The sequence below is a fragment of the Escherichia sp. E2586 genome (assembly GCF_005781105.1).
Taxonomy (GTDB): domain Bacteria; phylum Pseudomonadota; class Gammaproteobacteria; order Enterobacterales; family Enterobacteriaceae; genus Escherichia.
The window spans coordinates 155012-175303 of the sequence record NZ_VATN01000006.1 but is presented as its reverse complement, the minus strand read 5'-3'; the positions used below and the strand labels follow the sequence as shown (position 1 = coordinate 175303).

17 protein-coding genes are annotated in these 20292 nt (G+C 50.9%); 6 read left to right on the top strand and 11 right to left on the bottom strand.

All coding sequences use genetic code 11. The features are described from left to right. Positions 1-5: 5 nt before the first annotated feature. Together bcr and FEK50_RS05965 are read left to right on the top strand one after the other, a co-directional pair. Positions 6-1196 carry a multidrug efflux MFS transporter Bcr gene (gene bcr, locus FEK50_RS05975; protein ID WP_054410627.1) on the top strand — a complete coding sequence of 397 codons (1191 nt, stop codon included), beginning with the start codon at positions 6-8 and terminating at the stop codon, positions 1194-1196. A gap of 332 nt (positions 1197-1528) precedes the next feature. Beyond that, on the top strand, positions 1529-1873 hold the full coding sequence (locus FEK50_RS05965) for a YejG family protein (RefSeq protein WP_064526789.1): 345 nt from the start codon (positions 1529-1531) through the stop codon (positions 1871-1873). 3 nt (positions 1874-1876) lie between these two features. On the opposite strand, the gene yejF is transcribed toward FEK50_RS05965, so the two are convergent. The 10 genes from yejF to yeiP form a co-directional block, all read right to left on the bottom strand. Continuing rightward, positions 1877-3466 (bottom strand): microcin C ABC transporter ATP-binding protein YejF, encoded by a 1590-nt coding sequence (yejF, locus tag FEK50_RS05960; protein ID WP_130207110.1) that lies wholly within the window; start codon positions 3464-3466, stop codon positions 1877-1879. Position 3467: 1 nt separating this feature from the next. Next, entirely contained in the window at positions 3468-4493 is a 1026-nt protein-coding gene (locus FEK50_RS05955; RefSeq protein ID WP_131162195.1) for an ABC transporter permease, read from the bottom strand. Then, positions 4493-5587, bottom strand: a complete 1095-nt coding sequence (locus FEK50_RS05950) for a microcin C ABC transporter permease YejB (protein WP_131162194.1) — start codon at positions 5585-5587, stop codon at positions 4493-4495. The genes FEK50_RS05955 and FEK50_RS05950 overlap by 1 nt, the downstream gene beginning before the upstream one ends. After that, entirely contained in the window at positions 5588-7402 is a 1815-nt protein-coding gene (locus FEK50_RS05945) for an extracellular solute-binding protein (RefSeq protein WP_131162193.1), read from the bottom strand. It lies immediately after the preceding gene. An 81-nt stretch (positions 7403-7483) separates the two neighbouring features. Next, entirely contained in the window at positions 7484-9040 is a 1557-nt protein-coding gene (locus FEK50_RS05940) for a cyclic di-GMP phosphodiesterase (RefSeq protein WP_130207104.1), read from the bottom strand. A 182-nt stretch (positions 9041-9222) separates the two neighbouring features. After that, positions 9223-9789 carry a bifunctional murein DD-endopeptidase/murein LD-carboxypeptidase gene (mepS, locus tag FEK50_RS05935; protein WP_000241011.1) on the bottom strand — a complete coding sequence of 189 codons (567 nt, stop codon included), beginning with the start codon at positions 9787-9789 and terminating at the stop codon, positions 9223-9225. A gap of 421 nt (positions 9790-10210) precedes the next feature. Next, positions 10211-10915 (bottom strand): Kdo(2)-lipid A phosphotransferase, encoded by a 705-nt coding sequence (gene lpxT, locus FEK50_RS05930; protein ID WP_131162192.1) that lies wholly within the window; start codon positions 10913-10915, stop codon positions 10211-10213. Between the two features lie 38 nt (positions 10916-10953). Next, positions 10954-11940, bottom strand: a complete 987-nt coding sequence (yeiR, locus tag FEK50_RS05925; RefSeq protein WP_130260504.1) for a zinc-binding GTPase YeiR — start codon at positions 11938-11940, stop codon at positions 10954-10956. Between the two features lie 118 nt (positions 11941-12058). Further along, the gene (locus FEK50_RS05920) at positions 12059-13525 is read right to left on the bottom strand and encodes a mannitol dehydrogenase family protein (protein ID WP_130207098.1); all 1467 of its coding nucleotides are present in this window, start codon (positions 13523-13525) and stop codon (positions 12059-12061) included. A gap of 221 nt (positions 13526-13746) precedes the next feature. After that, positions 13747-14319 (bottom strand): elongation factor P-like protein YeiP, encoded by a 573-nt coding sequence (gene yeiP / locus FEK50_RS05915; RefSeq protein ID WP_001136827.1) that lies wholly within the window; start codon positions 14317-14319, stop codon positions 13747-13749. 154 nt (positions 14320-14473) lie between these two features. Here yeiP and FEK50_RS05910 point away from each other — a divergent pair, with 154 nt between their 5' ends. After that, complete coding sequence (locus FEK50_RS05910) at positions 14474-14728, top strand: YkgJ family cysteine cluster protein (protein WP_131162191.1); 255 nt, start codon at positions 14474-14476, stop codon at positions 14726-14728. On the opposite strand, the gene setB is transcribed toward FEK50_RS05910, so the two are convergent. After that, positions 14725-15906, bottom strand: coding sequence for a sugar efflux transporter SetB (gene setB, locus FEK50_RS05905; RefSeq protein ID WP_131162190.1), 1182 nt, complete (start codon positions 15904-15906; stop codon positions 14725-14727). The two genes, FEK50_RS05910 and setB, sit on opposite strands and share 4 nt — an antisense overlap. Positions 15907-16273: 367 nt before the next feature. Between setB and fruB the strand changes: the two genes are divergently transcribed. Genes fruB through fruA form a run of 3 tightly spaced genes read left to right on the top strand, consistent with a single transcriptional unit; the run spans position 16274 to position 20050 of the window. Next, entirely contained in the window at positions 16274-17404 is a 1131-nt protein-coding gene (gene fruB / locus FEK50_RS05900; RefSeq protein WP_130207094.1) for a fused PTS fructose transporter subunit IIA/HPr protein, read from the top strand. After that, positions 17404-18342: a 1-phosphofructokinase gene (gene fruK, locus FEK50_RS05895; RefSeq protein ID WP_000091270.1), complete on the top strand. Its 939-nt coding sequence runs from the start codon at positions 17404-17406 to the stop codon at positions 18340-18342. Before fruB ends, fruK begins: the two co-directional genes overlap by 1 nt. A 16-nt stretch (positions 18343-18358) precedes the next feature. Then, entirely contained in the window at positions 18359-20050 is a 1692-nt protein-coding gene (gene fruA, locus FEK50_RS05890) for a PTS fructose transporter subunit IIBC (RefSeq protein ID WP_130260502.1), read from the top strand. Positions 20051-20292: the final 242 nt, after the last annotated feature.

The following is a 20292-nucleotide window of genomic DNA, read 5'->3' as shown; positions in this document are numbered from 1 at the left end:
CCGTTGTGACCACTCGACAGCATTCGTCGTTTGCTATTGTCTTTATCCTTGGCCTTTTGGCCATGTTAATGCCGCTGTCGATTGATATGTATCTGCCTGCGCTACCGGTAATTTCAGCGCAGTTTGGTGTACCGGCGGGCAGTACGCAGATGACCCTGAGTACTTATATTCTGGGCTTTGCGTTGGGGCAGTTAATCTACGGGCCGATGGCAGACAGCTTCGGGCGTAAGCCGGTGGTTCTTGGCGGTACGCTGGTGTTTGCCGCCGCCGCGGTGGCGTGTGCGTTGGCACAAACCATCGATCAGCTGATTGTGATGCGTTTCTTCCACGGTCTGGCGGCGGCTGCGGCCAGCGTGGTTATCAACGCTTTGATGCGCGATATCTACCCGAAAGAAGAGTTCTCGCGGATGATGTCGTTTGTCATGCTGGTGACCACCATTGCACCGTTGATGGCACCGATTGTTGGCGGTTGGGTGCTGGTGTGGTTGAGCTGGCATTACATCTTCTGGATCCTCGCTGTGGCGGCAATTCTGGCTTCGGCAATGATCTTCTTCCTGATCAAAGAAACGTTACCGCCGGAGCGTCGCCAACCGTTCCACATTCGTACCACTATCGGTAACTTTGCTGCGCTGTTCCGCCATAAGCGTGTCCTGAGTTATATGCTGGCCAGTGGTTTCAGCTTTGCCGGGATGTTCTCGTTCTTAAGCGCCGGACCGTTTGTCTACATTGAAATCAACCACGTTGCGCCGGAAAACTTTGGTTATTACTTTGCGCTAAACATTGTTTTCCTGTTCGTGATGACCATCTTTAACAGCCGCTTCGTTCGCCGTATTGGTGCGTTAAATATGTTCCGCTCGGGGTTGTGGATACAATTTATTATGGCGGTGTGGATGGTTATCAGCGCGCTACTGGGGCTGGGATTCTGGTCGCTGGTGGTTGGCGTTGCGGCGTTTGTGGGCTGCGTATCGATGGTGTCTTCTAACGCGATGGCGGTCATTCTGGATGAGTTCCCCCATATGGCGGGAACTGCGTCGTCGCTGGCAGGAACCTTCCGTTTTGGTATTGGCGCCATTGTTGGCGCACTGCTTTCGCTGGCGACGTTTAACTCTGCATGGCCAATGATCTGGTCCATTGCTTTCTGTGCGACCAGTTCCATTCTCTTCTGTCTTTACGCCAGTCGACCGAAAAAACGGTGATCTATTGCACAACGGGGAAGCTAAAAGGCTTCCTTTGTTGATGCATGTCAACCGCAAATCTATCATTCCCCCGATATATGTTTATTTTATGTAAACTCAATTTATGTAAAAAGTCACATCATTGTAGTTAAAAAGGTTGAGTTAGATCGCAGAAACGGGTACATATAGCCCCGCAAACGTGACCACGCCCGCAGATATCATTTAAATCAGAACAATAGCGGCCACGCAGGCGAGGCATCAATCTTTACGATCTGTTGAAGGACAGATTGTTGATGGTGTGTTAAAATTAATGTAAATAAATTGTGAAGTAAATGTGCTTCCGGGGAAAATAAGTGACTTCATTACAACTCTCAATCGTCCATCGACTGCCGCAGAACTATCGTTGGTCTGCAGGTTTCGCAGGTTCGAAAGTTGAACCGATTCCGCAAAATGGACAGTGCGGCGACAACAGCCTGGTGGCGCTTAAATTACTTAGCCCGGATGGCGATAACGCATGGTCGGTGATGTACAAACTCAGCCAGGCATTAAGCGATATTGAAGTTCCGTGCTCTGTTCTCGAGTGCGAAGGTGAGCCATGTCTGTTTGTGAATCGTCAGGACGAGTTTGCGGCGACGTGTCGACTGAAAAATTTTGGTGTAGCCATAGCCGAACCTTTCTCAAACTACAATCCATTTTAAGCGTCAGCTTAACGCCAGTAGCTGACGCGTATACTCCTGCTGCGGTGCGGCAAACACGCGCGCGCACGGTCCTTGTTCCACCACTTCTCCCTGTCGCAGCACGATAACCTGATGACACAACGCGCGGACAACGTGCAAATCATGGCTGATAAACAAATAGGCCAGTTGATGCTTTTGTTGCAATGATTTCAATAGCGTCAATATTTGCGCTTGTACCGTTTTGTCGAGCGATGATGTCGGTTCATCAAGAATGATCAGCGAAGGCTTAAGAATCAATGCCCTGGCAATCGCAATACGTTGCCGCTGACCACCAGAGAATTCCGCCGGATAACGGTGGCGCGTTTCAGGATCTAACCCCACTTCATGCATCACGGCTATCACTTGTTCTTCGCGTTGCACGGCAGAGAGCGTCGGCTGGTGAACCCGTAACCCTTCCTCAATAATCTGCAACACGTTGAGTCGTGGGTTGAGCGAGGAGTTTGGATCCTGAAATACCACCTGAATGCGATGGCGAATGGGCAATAGCTGGCGACGAGTTAAATTTTGTAATGGCTGACCGTCAAAAACGATGTTGCCCTGAGAGTTAATCAACCGCAGTAGCGCCAGCCCCGTTGTGCTTTTACCGGAACCAGACTCGCCTACTAAGCCCAGCGTTTCACCCGCCCGCAGCGTAAAACTGATGTTTTTGACGACCACGTTATGATCGACGACACGTTTCAGTAGCCCTTTGCGAATGGGGAAGGCAACCTGAAGCTGTTCAACATCAAGCAACGTTGAGGCAGGTTCTGGCAACGGCACCGGGTCGCCTGACGGTTCACTGTTGAGTAGTTTTTGCGTGTAAGGATGTTCAGGGGAGGCAAAGAGCGTAACGGCGTTATTTTGCTCCACACAGCGACCATTTTGCATTACCGCCACGCGGTGAGCCAGTTTTCTGACAATACTGAGGTTATGAGTAATAAACAGCATCCCCATATTCAGCTCGCCTTGCAGTTCGCGCAAAAGCTGCAAAATCTGCGCCTGGACAGAGACGTCCAGTGCGGTGGTTGGTTCATCGGCAATTAATAATTCCGGTCGCGTTAACAGCGCCATCGCAATCATCACCCGCTGGCGTTCACCGCCGGAGAGCTGATGCGGGTAATCTGTCAGCCGCTTTGCCGCCTGACGGATACCGACGCGATCAAGGCAGTTAAGAATTTCGCCACGAGCCGCTTCCCGACGCATTCCGCGGTGGAGTGAAAGCACTTCATAAAGCTGCTTTTCCAGTGTATGCAATGGGTTTAACGACACCATCGGTTCCTGGAAAATCATGGCAATCTTATTACCGCGTACGCCACGCAATGTTTGCTCGCTGGCATGAAGCAGCGATTCGCCATGAAAACGGATATCGCCAGAGAGATATTCAACCGGCGGGGAAGGGAGCAGACGTAAAATTGACAGCGCGGTAACGCTCTTACCTGAACCAGACTCACCCACCAGCGCCAGCGTTTCGCCAGCCTCAATGTGTAGTGAAACATCATTCACTACGGTACGAACAGTTTGCTGATGGCGAAAACCCACCGACAAATTTTCAATCGCTAACAGAGTTTGCGTCATGTTACACCGCCTTATTAGGATCAAATGCGTCGCGGACGGCTTCACCAATAAAGATCAGCAAAGACAACAATATCGCCACCGACAAGAAGGCAGTGATCCCAAGCCACGGAGCCTGAAGGTTATTTTTCCCTTGTAGCAGCAGTTCGCCGAGTGATGGTGAACCGAGCGGCAGACCGAAGCCGAGGAAATCGAGCGAGGTCAGGGTGGTTATCGAACTACATAAAATAAACGGTAAAAAGGTGAGGGTCGCGACCATTGCATTCGGCAACATATGACGCAGGATGATACTGCGATCGCTGACGCCAAGCGCCTGCGCCGCGCGGATGTAGTCGAAATTACGGGTACGTAAAAACTCCGCCCGCACCACGCCGACCAGACTCATCCAGCCAAATAAGACAGTAATTGCCAGCAGCCACCAGAAGTTAGGCTGTACGACGCTGGAAAGTAAAATAATCAAAAACAGCGTCGGCATCCCCGACCATACTTCAATAAAGCGTTGCCCCCAGAGATCGACTTTACCGCCGTAATAACCTTGCAGCGCCCCCGCCAGCACGCCCATTACACTGGAGCAGAGTGTCAACATCAGACCAAACAGGACAGAGATCCGCGTGCCATACAGAATGCGCGCCAGCACATCGCCACCGTTGGCATCCGTTCCCAGCCAGTTTTGCCGGGAAGGTGGGGAGGGGAAGGGCTTGTCGGTGGAAAAGTTGATACTGGTAGCGCCAAAGCGAATCGGCGCCCACAATACCCAGCCTTTATCTTCCAGCCGTTGTTTCAGCCACGGGTCCTGATAATCAGCCTGACTTGCCAGCGGGCCGCCAAAATCACTCTCACTGTAGTTTTTCAGCAACGGGAAATACCAGCTGCCGTCATAACGTACCAGCAATGGCTTATCGTTGGCGATCAGTTCAGAACACAAACTCAAACCAAACAAGATGAGGAAAATCCATAACGACCAGTAGCCGCGGCGATTATGACGAAAACGCGCCCAACGGGCCTGATTGATGGGGCTGAGTCGCGACATTAGCGTCCCTCAAAATCAATACGAGGATCGACCAGCGTATAGCTGATATCACTGACAATATTCAGCAGCAGGCCAATCAGGGTGAAAATGTACAGGGTGCCAAACATCACCGGATAATCGCGCGAGACGGTCGCTTCGTAGCCCAGTAAACCGAGGCCATTGAGCGAAAACATCACCTCAATCAGCAGCGAGCCGGTGAAAAACATGCTGATAAACGTTGCCGGAAAACCGGCAATCACCAGCAGCATGGCGTTGCGGAACACATGTTTCCAGAGAATATTTTTTTCACTTACCCCTTTCGCACGCGCGGTCACCACGTATTGCTTACGCACTTCATCAAGGAATGAGTTTTTTGTCAGCATGGTCAGCGCCGCAAAGCCGCCAATCACCGTAGCCAGCACCGGCAGCGTGATATGCCACAGATAATCCGTGATTTTCTGATACCACGGCAGCGAATCAAAGTTAGCGGAAACCAGGCCGCGTAGAGGGAACAGGTCGAAATAGCTGCCGCCCGCGAAGAAGACAATCAGCAGGATGGCGAACAAAAAGGCTGGAATGGCGTAGCCGATGATGATAAATGCGCTGCTCCAGACATCAAAGCGGCTGCCGTTATAAACGGCTTTGCGAATACCCAGCGGAATCGACACCAGATAGATAATCAGCGTGCTCCACAATCCGAGGGTGATGGAAACAGGCAGACTGTCTTTAATCAGCGCCAGCACCGAGGCGCTGCGAAACAGGCTGTCGCCAAAATCAAAGCGAATGTAGTCCCAAAGCATTTTGAAGTAACGTTCGTGGATCGGCTTATCGAAACCGTAGCGATGCGTGATCTCAGCGATCACTTCGGGATCTAACCCGCGTCCGCCACGGTAATTACTGTCGCTGATATTGCCGACGCCCGTTTGCGCATGGCTGGCACGAACGCCTTCGCCGCCTGCGCCGGGTAATACTCCGGCATTACCAAACTCAATGGCGGCGATGGCCTGGTCGATGGGGCCGCCAGGCGCAATTTGCACGATGAAAAAGTTGATGGTGATAATCGCCCATAATGTTGGGATCACCAGCAACAGACGGCGAATCAGGTAAGCGCCCATCTACTCTCCCTGTTTGCTGGCGGACGGCAGTTTGGCCGCTTTATTGACGTCATACCACCAGGTATCGATACCGAGGCTATAGATGGGGCGCACGGCTGGCTGGGAGAATTTATCCCACCAGGCGAGACGGTCTTCCGCCATGTACCACATCGGCAACATGTAATAATTCCACGTTAATACGCGATCCAGGGCGCGCCCCAGAGGCAGCAATTTTTCTTTATTTCCCTGGGCGGCAATAATTTGGTTAATTAGCGAGTCGATAACCGGGCTTTGCACGCCGGGGGCATTATAAGTGGAGTTGATATATTCCGATGACCAGGAAATCTGTAAATCGGAACTGGGCCACGGCATCGCCCGCCACATGCGCGGCATCATGTCATAGTCGCGGCTGCGCATTCGGTTGGTGATTTGCGAGTTATCCACCTTGCGAATGTCCATGTTGATACCCAGCCGTTGCAGGCTATGTTGGAACGGCAATACCCACTGACTATTGCTGCTTGCAGGAAGCAATAATTCAAAGCTGAGTGGCTGGCCTGTGGTGGCATTAACGCGTTGCTGACCTTTCAGCACCCAGCCTGCATCGTTGAGAAGTTTGTCGGCTTTTAACAGGTTGTCACGGTCGTAGCCATCGCCTTTGGACACTGGTGGCTGGTAGATTTGCGTGAACACTTCTGGCGGTAGATCTTTTTTCATTGGCGCCAGAAGCACCAGCTCAGCGGCGTCGGGGTAATTTCTGGCCGCGTATTCGGTATTCTGAAAATAACTGTTCGTGCGACTCCAGGCATTGTAAAACAACGCCTTATTCATCCATTCAAAGTCAAAGGCGAGGGTGATGGCTTCCCGGACCCGGCGATCGCTGAATACCGGTCGTTGAATATTAAACGCCAGCCAGCGCGTATCCTGGGCTGATTCGTTCTTTTGCTCATCTTTGATAATGTATTTTTTATCGAAATTCTTACCGGTATAGCGAGTAGCCCAGTTTTTGGCGTCGTTTTCCATACGCAAATCAAAGGCACCGGCTTTAAACGCTTCAAAAGCGACATTATCATCGAGGTAATAATCATAGCGAATGGTATCGAAATTCCAGCGACCACGATTTACCGGTAAATCGGCCGCCCAGTAATCTTTAACGCGAGAATAAACAATATTCTGGCCCATTTTCCAGGATGTAATGCGGTACGGACCACTGGCAAGCGGAGGCGTAGAGAGCGGGTCGCTAAGTTTATGATCCTTCCAGTACTTTTCTGGAAATACCGGCAGCGAAAACAGACTCAGCATATCTTCTTTGCCTGGTTTGGCTAATTCAATACGCACGGTTAATGGCGCTATGGCTTTGACCGTTGTGCCTTTGTATACCAGGCGAAACTGCGGCACGCCCTCGGTCATAAATTTTTGAAAAGTAAACTCAACGTCGCGCGCGGTAATCGGCGAACCATCATGAAAACGGGCACGCGGATTGATAGCGACTTCTACCCAGGAATAATCGTCAGCATAGCGTGCGCTTTCGGCAATCAGCGGGTAATAACTGCCGGGTTCGTCATCGGAAGTGGTAAATAGCGTGTCGTACAGTTGCTCGGTGCGTGCGCCGGGGTTTCCGCGTAGTGCATAGCGGTTAAAATTATCGAAGGTACCAATGGAGGATAACGTTATTTGCCCGCCCTTCGGCGCAGCGGGATTCACATAATCAAAATGGTTGAAATTAAAAGCATACCGGGGTTCTCCCAGCACCGCAAAGGCATAGCTTTCCTTGATAGCTTGCGCCTGCGCACCGAAGGTGAACAGGGTGATAAACAGCAGCAGTATGCGCACAATCATCTGCAACGGATTTCCTTTTACTCATCATTAGCCGCAATCCGGCATGCTTCAACTATGAATAATAAGGGACACAAGCACACCTTACCACTGCGGCGTATGCGGTTTCTCCAGCCAGCGGACAAAATCATCTATCGGTAAGGGACGGCTAATCCAATAGCCTTGCAGGAAATTAACACCGCGCTCACGTAGCCAGCGCGCCTGTTCCGGTGTTTCGACACCTTCAGCAACCGTCAGCATATTGAGACGTTTCGCCAGCGTGAGCACCGCGTCAAGCACCGGAGATGTGACCGTTTCCGTACCTATAGCATTGATAAACCCACGGTCAATTTTCAGATACTCGAGCGTGAAGCGTTCCAGATAGATAAGCGCACTGTGTCCGGTGCCGAAGTCATCAATAGCAATTTCCACGCCGACAGAGTGCAGCCAGGCGAACAGTTTTGTGGCCTCATGCTCTTTCAGCATATCGCGCTCGGTTATCTCCAGTACAATCTGGAAATGGTGCGCGGGTAGGGAGGCGAGCAGCCGATGTATATCCGCTTTAAAGCTCTCGCTGTGCAGATGTTCCGGTGCGATATTAATGCCAAACTTTATGCCCACCGGCAGTACGTTTTGTAATTCAGCCGCATCACGGGCTATAAGCTCAAACAGATGCTGGGTCAGCGGCACGATCATCTTTTGCGATTCGGCATATTGAATGAAGGCATCCGGCGGGATTTCACCTGCAACAGGGTGACGCCAGCGTAGCAGCACTTCCAGGCCCGTGACCCGCAGCGTTGGCGTATCAACCACCGGCTGATACACCAGGTAAAATTGCTCACGTTTGATAGCAGCCATAATTTCTCTGCCAGGGCGCATACGCACACTCATCAGGTAATAGCAGAGCAGGCCAACGACAGTTCCACTCATACCGCCCAGTAAAAACGCATACCACACATCGTTCCATGTCCAGTCATCAGCATAAAGACGCACAGTCAGCGGAATGCCTGTTATTTTGGTTTCGCGTACGGGTTTGCCGGATAACTCACGGACGTTCATCAAATGCGACGAAAATGTCGAAAGCACGGTATCGCCAATAATGAGTGCGATCCCGTCGAAATCTTGCTGACGAGAGCTATAGAGAAGATATGGCGTCAGGTGCAGGTTTAATGCTGCAAAAACGCCGCTATTTTTCAATAAAGGGTTGCGATACCAGATGACGATAGCGGGTTTGTTGGGCACCATTGGCGTGCCAGGCAACATCGCCATATCGACGTCTTTGTTAATATCGAGCGCCGGGATCAACTCATTGAGCGGTATATCCATCTCCCCCGTTGCTGATGAACAAAAGCTCTTTTTATCCTTCACCAGCACAAATGTGCGAACATTCATGCTAAACGCCGCGCGGGCAGTTAGTTCAGGGTTAGCCTGCTGACAGGTATCTAAGGTGAGCGGCTGTAGGCGGTCAGTGGTTAATTTCAGGTCGGCGAAGTAGGTATCGAGATACTTTTGTACGTCGGTAATCAGTGTGTCGTATTTGACTTCGTGTTTATGCCAGGCAACCAAAAACTGAAGACAGCTGACCAGTATTGCAATCATCACGCCCGCAATAATGCAGGTAAGCAGGATCTTACGTCCGGAAGAGGGAGCGCGTATGAACATGGTTCCGTTAATATTCCCGAGATTACGACAACGCTGAAGTGGAAGAGAATGACGGGACTATAGCCTGGTTCAAGGCACGGAAACATCATTTTCTATGATGAATGAAAACAAAAAAGCACTGCTTAAGCAGTGCCTTCAGTTAACTCGTCAGGATAGCCAAGGGATTGCATCCAAACGGTTTATTAGCTGCGGCTAAGAACCCGACGTGCTTCGTTGTAACGCTTTTTCCAGTACGGCTCATTCATGCTGGAAATAATAACACCACTGCTGGTGGAAGCATGAACGAACTGATTGTTGCCGATATAAATACCGACATGGCGTCCAGTTGAACCGGCACGGAACAGAACTAAGTCACCTGTACGCAAATTACTGCGGGAAACTGACTTGCCCATTTCCTGCTGTTCATAAGTTGAACGAGGAAGTTCTAAGCCAAATTGTTCGCGGAATGTACGCTGTACGAAACCAGAACAATCGATACCTTTTTTAGTGCTGCCACCCAGACGATAACGTACGCCTTTCCAGTCAGCATACTGATCCATAATTCGCGATTTTACGTCGACATTACGAACCAGATTTTCAAATTCATCCTGAGAAGCTTGCAGTGATGATGTTTCACTACCCACTGCACGTGTCTCAGGATGCATATTCTTTGCGGTGTTATTTGCACTACATGCAGAAAGCAGAACCGCTACTGCAATCGCGGGAATCCCGCGCAAGATATATCTCAAAATCGGTTGAGATTTGACCATGTTGTTTGTTTTCCCTTGAAGTCCTTAACGACAAATATCGTTATAAAAAAATGCCAAGCGACACGAGACTAATTACCTGGGCACGTTGAAACAATTCCTTAAGGCCAAATCTGTGGACTAACGCACAAAATTATATGCTGTGAGGATAATCTACCGCCGAGGCAAAACGTGTTCGAGATTACCCGATTGACGCGGTCTTGGCGAGCGGTTTTACATGATTTTTTATAAGAAAAAGTGATACAGAAAGTTAATAAACGGGATTGGTCAATTAAAGCACTGTTGTCTAAAAGATGCGCAATCCATTCATTTGCTTAGAGAATGATCATTTCACTTAATGAACGAGAGCAAAGTCGCACATCATCAGGATTATCCCTACTATGAAAATAAACCTGATGATGTTAATTACTGTGAGTTATTTGTTTTATGAATGTTTATTTTTTCCAGGCAGTGATTTGTCAAAAAAGGCGATTAATTGATCACTTAAAGGTGTCATTAGCCACCAGGGCAACCCAATCAATATCACCGTCATGGAACCGACAATGATATCGGTAAACCAATGTGCGCCAATCATCACTCTGGGAAATGCAAAAACCACAAATATAATAAGGGCGATTACTCCTGCGACTTTTCCGAAATATCGCCACATAAAAGCGGAAAAAATAAGCAGCATCATGCCATGATCGCCGGGAAAACTATCTCGTGAGGCATCTTTCGTTGGAACAGATAGCAGTTCGCTGACGCGGTTAATATCTGTAAAGGTCAATGTCGGACTGGCCCGTTTTACCGGAATAAATGCCTGGCCCAACTGGTTTAATACCACTGCGGTTAACAGCATGACCAGACCAATAATCACAATACGCCGTCTGCCGGGTGCGTTTTCTTTCAGCCAGAAACTCAGCATCAGTATTCCCATCGCCAGCAGTGAACAACCGTCGAAGGCGCGATTATTAGTCAACGCAACCAGCCATAAAAGACTCTTGCTTTCGACCAGTTTCTGATTAAAAAAATAAAAAATATCCGCGTCAATTGGCAACCAGAATCCATGATTGACGGGAATGTACCAGGAAAGAAACAGCGCGAGGCCGACAATATTTAACAGCACTATTTGCGGCAAATTTTTGATCATATTTTCTCTAATTATCTTACTGAAAAACGCAGGCAACCTTACGCGTTGGTCGCTAAACGAAGCTTCAACAGCGCGCTCTGTAAGGCGTTCCAGTCAGTTTCGCTGCTGGAAATCAGCTCAATGCGGCTATCTGGTGGTGCAACGTTTTGCGTTTCAATGTGCAGGTCATCGCCCTGACGGTTGATGCGCACAAGACCTTCTGGTATCCGCATCACGCCTTTTACGCGTCCGACCGGCGCAAGTCGCGCCCATTCCAGAATGCCAATGGTGTCGAACACGGTATCAGCGTCGAATATCCAACCGCAGGCCTGGTGTCCTTGTCCGCTATTCAGACTGCGACGCCAGCGTTGATGCTCTGGCAGGCTTAATGCCGCTAATCCTTTTTTCTCGTTATGTTGATGCGAATGGGCAGCGCTGGCGGGTAACTCAGTTAAATTTCGACGAGGTAAATCCAGAAGATGACCTTCAATTTGCCCATGATCGCTGTGAATTAATTGCCGTTCGCCACCGTTTTGTTGCCACCAGCGTTGTAACGCTTGCTCGCTTTCTGGCGTAGCACGGTCGGATTTATTGGCGACAATGATGTCTGCGGCAGCCAGTTGATCACGGAAGTTTTCATTACCGACGCTTTTTTCGTCCAGCAGCAGGCGCGGATCGAGAATGCACAACGTGGCGCGCAGATCGATCCACGGTTCATAGACCGGCGCGGTTAACAGATCGAGGATCTGTTTCGGATGACCCAGTCCGGTCGGCTCTATCAGCAAGCGGTCTGGTTTTCCCTGGCGCAGTAAGGTATTCAACCCTACCTGCATGGGTAAACCATTAACGCAGCACATGCAGCCGCCGGGGATCTCTTTCAGCAATGCGCCGCTATCAGCGAGCAAAGCACCATCAATTCCGACTTCCCCAAATTCATTAACCAGAACCGCCCATTTTTCGTTGGGATCTTTGTGGGCTAGCAGATGAAGAATAGAGGTTGTTTTCCCGCTGCCGAGAAAACCGGTGATGAGGTTGGTCCTGGTCACAACGGCTCCGCAATAATCAGATGAGTTAACTGTGCGTTAATCCTGGCTAAAAAAGGCGGAAAAGAGAAGAGAGAGGGCGGACGAAGCGATGCTCCATCCGCTTTAACCGCAGAAATCGTTAAATTTTGAGGGTGTTTAATAGCGCCTGATGCGCGCCGAACTGCGCGATTTGTTGCCAGGCTTGTTCGATGGCCTGCACAAAATGCGGGTTATCTGGTAGGTCATCACCGAATACTTCACGCAAAGAAAGCAGGGCGGTGACGCGTTGTTCACTGCTACTGCCCGCAACGAGGTTGTGAATTTTATCGTAAAGCGGATCGCGGACATCGATAGCTTTTCCGGCATCATCTACGCCGCTCACATAGCGCATCCAACCTGCGACGCCTAATGCCAGTAACGGCCAGTTTGTTTCGCGAGCCAGATGGATGCGAATCCCTGCCAACATGCGTTGCGGTAATTTTTGACTGCCATCCATCGCGATTTGCCAGGTCTTATGTTTCAGCGCTGGATTGGCAAAACGTTCAATTAACGTATCCGCATAGTATGTTAAATCGACATCTTTAATCCGTAGCGTTGGCGCTTGCTCCTCCAGCATTAATGTTCTGGCGGCATGGCGAAATGCGCGGTCCTGCATGCAATCACTAATATGGGCGAATCCAGCCAGGTAGCCCAGATAAGCGAGAAAAGAGTGGCTGCCATTAAGCATGCGCAGTTTCATCTCTTCCCACGGCAGGACATCATCCACCATTTGTACACCTGCGATTTCCCAGGCTGGGCGCCCTGCGACGAAGTTATCTTCTACCACCCACTGGATAAACGGCTCGCAGCTAATTGCACAGGGATCATTCACGCCCAGATATTGGCTAATTTCTGCCAGTGATTCTTCCGTTGCTGCCGGGACAATGCGGTCGACCATGGTTCCCGGAAAGCTGACGTGTTCTTTTATCCACTCGGCAAGTTCTGGAGAGCGTTTTTCAGCCATCCCCAGCACCGCATTTTTCACCACATGACCATTGTCGGGAATATTATCGCAGGAAAGTACGGTAAACGGCGCAAGGCCACGTTCACGACGGCGTTTCAGCGCTTCGACAAGAATGCCTGGCGCGGAGTGAGGTTCTTCCGGGCTTTGTAAGTCATGAATAATCCGCGAATTATTGGTATCAAGCGCACCGGTGGCCGGGTCGATACAATAACCTTTTTCGGTAATGGTCAGGGACACAATTGCCACCTGCGGTTCGCAAAACTTCTCAATAATCGCCGCTAAGGAATCCAGTTTTGCATTCAGGCATTCATGAACGGCCCCGACAATAATCGCCTGATTGCCGTCTGCGCCTTTCTCCAACACGGTATATAAATGATCCTGTTCGCGAAGTTGGCTCATTAGCCGATCGCCGCTGAACAAACTGATTTCACAGATCCCCCAATCGCTGCTCTGGGCATTCAGCACACGGTCGGTCAGTAACGCCTGATGTGCGCGGTGAAAGGCTCCAAAGCCAAAATGAACGATACGGGATTTCAATTGCTGGCGATCGTAACGTGGAGTGTGAATGTGAGGCGGGAACGTAGTGGAGGCAATTGTGTTCATAGAAGTCACGTCTTAGTAACGATTGATTAACAACGCTAGTGTAAAGTTATATGACAGCAATTGAAATTGGTCTGGATTGTTAATGCGATGAAGTGTGAGGACGATCAATTTACAAGTGAATATTGCAGGCGAAAGGTGTTCAGGAGGCGCAAAATGAAGGATTGGTATAATAAATTAAAAAGGGACAGTCTGAGCTGTCCCTTTTCTGAATGTGGCTGAAGTTAGTCAGCACGCCCCATATAACGGCGTTCTTCGATATGGATACGAATTTTTTCGCCCGGGCTTAAGTATTCTGGTACCTGAATCACCAGTCCGGTGCTCAAGGTCGCCGGTTTGTTACGGGCACTGGCAGAAGCGCCTTTGATGCCAGGAGCGGTTTCAACGATTTCCAGATCAACGGTCTGCGGCAGTTCAAGCGCCAGCAGTTGACCGTCCCAGGTCAGAACCTGCATGTCTGGCATGCCGCCTTCCGGCATAAACAGCAGTTCTTCTTCAATCTGATCTTTGGTGAAGGTATACGGGGTATAGTCTTCTTTATCCATAAAGACATATTCGTTGCCATCGACGTAGGAGAAGTCAACGTAGCGGCGGGTCAGCGTCACGGTATCAACGATATCATCGCCTTTAAAGCGTTCTTCCACTTTCAGCCCGGTACGGACGTCTGAAAAACGCATTTTGTACAGCGTAGCGGCACCGCGGGCGGTAGGCGACTGAATATCAATGTCCTTAACCAGCAGCAGTTTGCCGTTGTAATTCAGTACCATACCTTTTTTAATTTCGTTCGCTCTTGGCATCGAAAAATTCCTGTTGTCGAAAATGTCAAAAATATCGCGACAAACTACTCGCGACGGGCCTTTCAGGCAAGTGGTATTCGCACTTTTGCTGGTGCCAAAAAGGTGGTAATGTGCGCGCTCCTCAATCCGGTGGTTAACCTTAAGAGAACAACGTATGGAATGCCGTCCGGGTTGCGGGGCGTGTTGCACCGCCCCCTCAATCTCCAGTCCTATTCCCGGTATGCCAGAAGGCAAGCCCGCCAATACGCCCTGCATTCAGCTTGATGAACAGCAACGCTGTAAAATTTTCACATCTCCACTACGGCCGAAAGTTTGCGCAGGCTTGCAGGCCAGTGCTGAAATGTGCGGTAACACGCGTCAGCAGGCCATGACCTGGCTTATCGATCTGGAAATGTTGACCGCGCCTTAAACATCTTTAATCCGCAGCAAGCAAAACAGGGTGGCGATAACCATCACCATCGCAAACCAGAACACCGCGTGATAATTCCAGATCTCGGCGACGATGCCCGCCACTGAACCAGCGATGATCCAGCCCACGCGCGACGTATTGGTATAGAGCGTGGTGGCTGAACCTGCCTGACCGGGCATCAGGTCCTGGAAATAGAGCATCCCGATACCGCCCAGAATGCCGATAAAAATAGCATTCAGCAGCTGCAAGCCCAACAGAATGGCAGGTGAATGCGCCATCAGCATTCCTGCGTAAAAACAGACGCCACCCACGGCAGCAACGCGCATTAAGAAACGCTTACCCAGACGTTTGGCAAAATATCCGGCAATCAACATGGTCGGGATTTCCAGCCCGGCGGCGGTCCCCATCATCACACCGGCCAGTTTCTCAGGAAGATGCAGTTCGTTGATAATAAATAGCGGCATGTTGATGATGTACAGGCTGTTCGAGCCCCACATCAATGTACAAATCACAAACAGCAACAGCGTATCGCGACGGTTACGGCGCGGCGCTTCAACCGTGCCGGTCGCCAACGGAAGCTCTTTTTGCATCGACGGTAAAAACAGCCACACCATCACGCCGCAAACAATAAACGCCACCGCCGCGCTGAGATACATTACCGTAAAGCTGAATCCCATCGCTAAGGCATACGCCAGCGGCGGGCCAATGACCCACGCTAACGATACCTGGGCGCGTAAAAAAGAGCTGAACATCACCGCTTCACGCCCGGTTTTGTCGGCATGTTCACGAGCAAGAGCAAACATTTGCGGGTTGGCGGTAGAACCAAAGCTGCTTAAAAAAACGCCCACGAATAACAAAACAAAGTAGTTGCGATTCCAGGCAAAAAGGGTACAGGCCAGCATGCCTAACAGGCAGCAAAAGACAATCAGCGATTTACGATCGCCGCGTTTATCAGAGCGTCCGGCGAGAAACTGACTGACCAGAATTCCGATAACGGCGCTGCCGGTAAAGAAGAATCCCACCATCGCCGGGCGCGCGTGCACTTCATCAGTGAGGAAAATACTTAGCGTCGGGGTTTGCAGGGCACCTGCAATACCGGTGAGAAAGGCAACAATTAAAAACGCCGCTGACGTCAGGTCAAACGATTTCGCGCTGGAAACTGCGGGGGAGTTATGCATGCTGGTCGATCAGTGAAAGATGAAGACGCGGAGTTTACGCTGCCTGTCAGAAAATAAACAGTCAGTGAAATCAAACTCGCTACGAATAATCAAAATGGCATTTCACTCTTGCTGATCCTCAGCTGACGCCGCCGAAATGCTAATGCTGATGGCTAATTTCACTGTCAGCATTTCAGATTTTTGGCAAAAAAATGTGCAGCACATCAAACTTTTGGACATAATTTAGCGGCTTCCCTTGCGTGCTGAAGAAGAAGTATTATTCTTGATTGAAACGTTTCAGCGCGATCTTGTCTTTAATCCTAAGCCAGGTTGGCGCTTTTTTTCTCATAGAAGCTGAATCGTTTCAATTCAGCAAGAGAGGAGAACTATGTTCCAGTTATCCGTACAGGACATCCATCCGGGCGAGAAGGCCGGAGACAAAGAAGAGGCTATTCGCAAGGTCGCCGCGGCGCTGGTGCAAGCCGGTAATGTAGCGGAAGGCTACGTCAATGGCATGCTGGCGCGCGAACAGCAAACCTCAACCTTTCTCGGCAACGGGATTGCTATTCCACACGGTACTACCGACACCCGCGATCAGGTACTGAAAACCGGCGTTCAGGTATTTCAGTTCCCGGAAGGTGTGACATGGGGTGAAGGGCAGGTAGCGTATGTTGCTATCGGTATTGCCGCCAGCTCCGATGAACATCTGGGCTTGCTGCGCCAACTAACCCATGTACTGAGCGATGATTCCGTTGCTGAACAACTGAAGTCAGCAACAACAGCAGAAGAACTTCGCGCATTGCTGATGGGCGAAAAGCAGAGTGAGCAGCTGAAGCTTGATAACGAAATGCTGACACTGGATATCGTTGCCAGTGATTTGCTGACCCTGCAAGCGTTAAACGCCGCTCGTCTGAAAGAAGCGGGCGCAGTTGACGCTACCTTCGTCACCAAAGCCATCAACGAGCAGCCATTAAATCTCGGGCAAGGCATCTGGCTGAGCGATAGCGCCGAAGGTAATCTGCGTAGCGCGATTGCGGTAAGCCGTGCGGCAAATGCTTTTGATGTGGACGGCGAAACGGCTGCCATGCTGGTGAGTGTGGCGATGAATGACGATCAGCCCGTCGCGGTTCTTAAGCGTCTCGCCGATTTGCTGCTCGACAATAAAGCTGACCGCTTGCTGAAAGCAGATGCGGCAACGCTGCTGGCACTGCTGACCAGCGATGATGCGCCGACCGACGACGTGTTAAGCGCGGAGTTTGTTGTGCGCAATGAACACGGCCTGCATGCCCGTCCAGGCACCATGTTGGTCAATACCATTAAACAATTTAACAGTGATATTACCGTGACAAACCTTGATGGCACCGGCAAACCGGCAAACGGACGTAGTCTGATGAAAGTTGTAGCACTTGGCGTTAAGAAAGGTCATCGCCTACGCTTTACCGCCCAGGGACCAGATGCTGAACAGGCGCTGAACGCCATTGGCGACGCCATCGCCGCAGGTCTTGGGGAGGGCGCGTAATGAGCAGACGTGTTGCTACGATCACCCTTAATCCGGCTTATGACCTTGTTGGTTTCTGCCCGGAAATTGAACGCGGCGAAGTGAACCTGGTAAAAACCACCGGTCTGCATGCGGCGGGTAAAGGTATCAACGTTGCCAAAGTTCTGAAAGATCTGGGTATTGATGTCACTGTTGGCGGCTTCCTCGGTAAAGATAACCAGGATGGGTTTCAGCAATTGTTCAGCGAGCTGGGCATTGCCAACCGTTTCCAGGTTGTACAGGGGCGCACCCGTATTAATGTCAAGTTGACGGAAAAAGACGGCGAAGTGACTGACCTCAACTTCTCTGGTTTTGAAGTCACTCCAGCCGACTGGGAACGCTTTGTGACGGATTCTCTGAGCTGGCTTGGTCAGTTCGATATGGTCTGTGTCAGCGGCAGTTTACCATCAGGCGTCAGCCCGGAAGCCTTCACCGACTGGATGACTCGCCTGCGTAGTCAGTGTCCTTGCATTATCTTTGATAGTAGTCGTGAAGCGTTAGTGGCAGGTTTGAAAGCGGCACCGTGGCTGGTGAAACCTAACCGCCGCGAGCTGGAAATCTGGGCTGGCCGTAAACTGCCTGAAATGAAAGATGTGATTGAAGCTGCGCATGCGCTGCGTGAACAAGGTATCGCGCATGTCGTTATTTCACTGGGTGCCGAAGGCGCGCTTTGGGTTAATGCCTCCGGCGAATGGATCGCCAAACCACCGTCAGTCGATGTCGTAAGCACCGTTGGCGCAGGGGATTCTATGGTTGGTGGCCTGATTTATGGCTTGCTGATGCGTGAATCCAGTGAACACACTCTGCGTCTGGCGACAGCTGTTGCTGCCCTGGCGGTAAGTCAAAGCAATGTGGGTATTACCGATCGTCCGCAGTTGGCCGCAATGATGGCGCGCGTCGACTTACAACCTTTTAACTGACAGCAGGAGAGGCATAATGAAAACGCTGCTGATTATTGACGCTAATCTCGGTCAGGCACGCGCCTATATGGCGAAGACCCTGCTGGGCGCGGCGGCGCGAAAAGCAAAACTGGAAATCATCGACAATCCGAACGACGCTGAAATGGCGATTGTTCTCGGTGATTCCATCCCGAACGACAGCGCGCTGAACGGTAAAAATGTCTGGCTGGGCGATATTTCCCGGGCAGTTGCGCACCCTGAGCTGTTCCTGAGTGAAGCCAAAGGCCATGCGAAACCTTACACTGCGCCGGTCGCTGCGACAGCACCGGTTGCTGCCAGTGGTCCGAAACGCGTAGTTGCGGTGACTGCTTGCCCGACCGGGGTGGCGCACACTTTTATGGCGGCAGAAGCCATTGAAACCGAAGCGAAAAAACGTGGCTGGTGGGTGAAAGTTGAAACTCGTGGCTCTGTAGGCGCGGGTAATGCCATCACCCCTGAAGAAGTGGCAGCGGCGGATCTGGTGATTGTGGCGGCAGATATTGAAGTCGATCTGGCGAAATTTGCTGGTAAACCGATGTATCGCACCTCTACCGGTCTGGCGCTGAAGAAAACCGCGCAGGAACTGGATAAAGCCGTTGCTGAAGCGACGCCTTACGAACCAGCAGGCAAAGCTCAAACGGCGGCGACTGAAGGCAAGAAAGAGAGTGCAGGCGCGTATCGTCACTTGCTGACGGGCGTTTCCTACATGTTGCCGATGGTGGTTGCTGGCGGTCTGTGTATCGCGCTTTCTTTTGCTTTTGGTATCGAAGCGTTTAAAGAGCCGGGTACGTTGGCAGCGGCGCTGATGCAGATTGGGGGCGGTTCAGCCTTTGCGCTGATGGTGCCGGTACTGGCAGGTTATATTGCCTTCTCTATTGCCGACCGTCCGGGCCTCACGCCTGGCCTGATTGGCGGTATGCTGGCGGTCAGCACCGGTTCTGGTTTCATTGGCGGTATTATTGCGGGCTTCCTGGCTGGTTACATTGCGAAGTTAATCAGTACGCAATTGAAACTGCCGCAGAGTATGGAGGCGCTGAAACCGATCCTGATCATTCCGCTGATTTCCAGTCTGGTGGTTGGTCTGGCGATGATCTACCTGATCGGTAAACCGGTTGCTGGCATCCTCGAAGCTCTGACTCACTGGCTGCAAACGATGGGGACTGCGAATGCTGTTCTGCTGGGCGCGATCCTTGGCGGCATGATGTGTACTGACATGGGTGGCCCGGTTAACAAAGCGGCATACGCGTTCGGTGTGGGTCTGCTGAGTACCCAAACCTATGGCCCAATGGCAGCGATTATGGCGGCAGGTATGGTGCCACCTCTGGCAATGGGGCTGGCAACGATGGTGGCGCGTCGCAAATTCGACAAAGCGCAGCAGGAAGGCGGCAAAGCAGCTCTGGTTCTGGGACTGTGCTTTATTTCCGAAGGTGCAATTCCGTTTGCTGCCCGTGATCCGATGCGTGTGCTGCCGTGCTGTATCGTTGGTGGGGCGTTGACTGGTGCAATCTCTATGGCGATTGGTGCGAAACTGATGGCACCGCACGGTGGTCTGTTTGTTCTGCTGATCCCGGGCGCAATTACGCCGGTACTGGGTTACCTGGTGGCAATTATTGCCGGTACGCTGGTGGCGGGTTTGGCTTATGCCTTCCTGAAACGTCCGGAAGTGGACGCGGTAGCGAAAGCAGCGTAATAAAAGGTGTGTTACAGGGCAGAAATTTCCAGCCCTGTATCATGTGAAGATCGCAAGGTGATTGACCCGTTCTTGAGGGTAACTCTATGAATTTATCTATTTTATCTTTAAGTTGAAACCTGAAATCTTCATCAAACATTAACCTTATTTCCTCAAGGGCAGATTAATTTCTGCCCTTTTTTATTGCTTCCGTTCTGTGCATCCCGTCACAAATTCTCCGTTTTTTTAATCCATGCATTTAA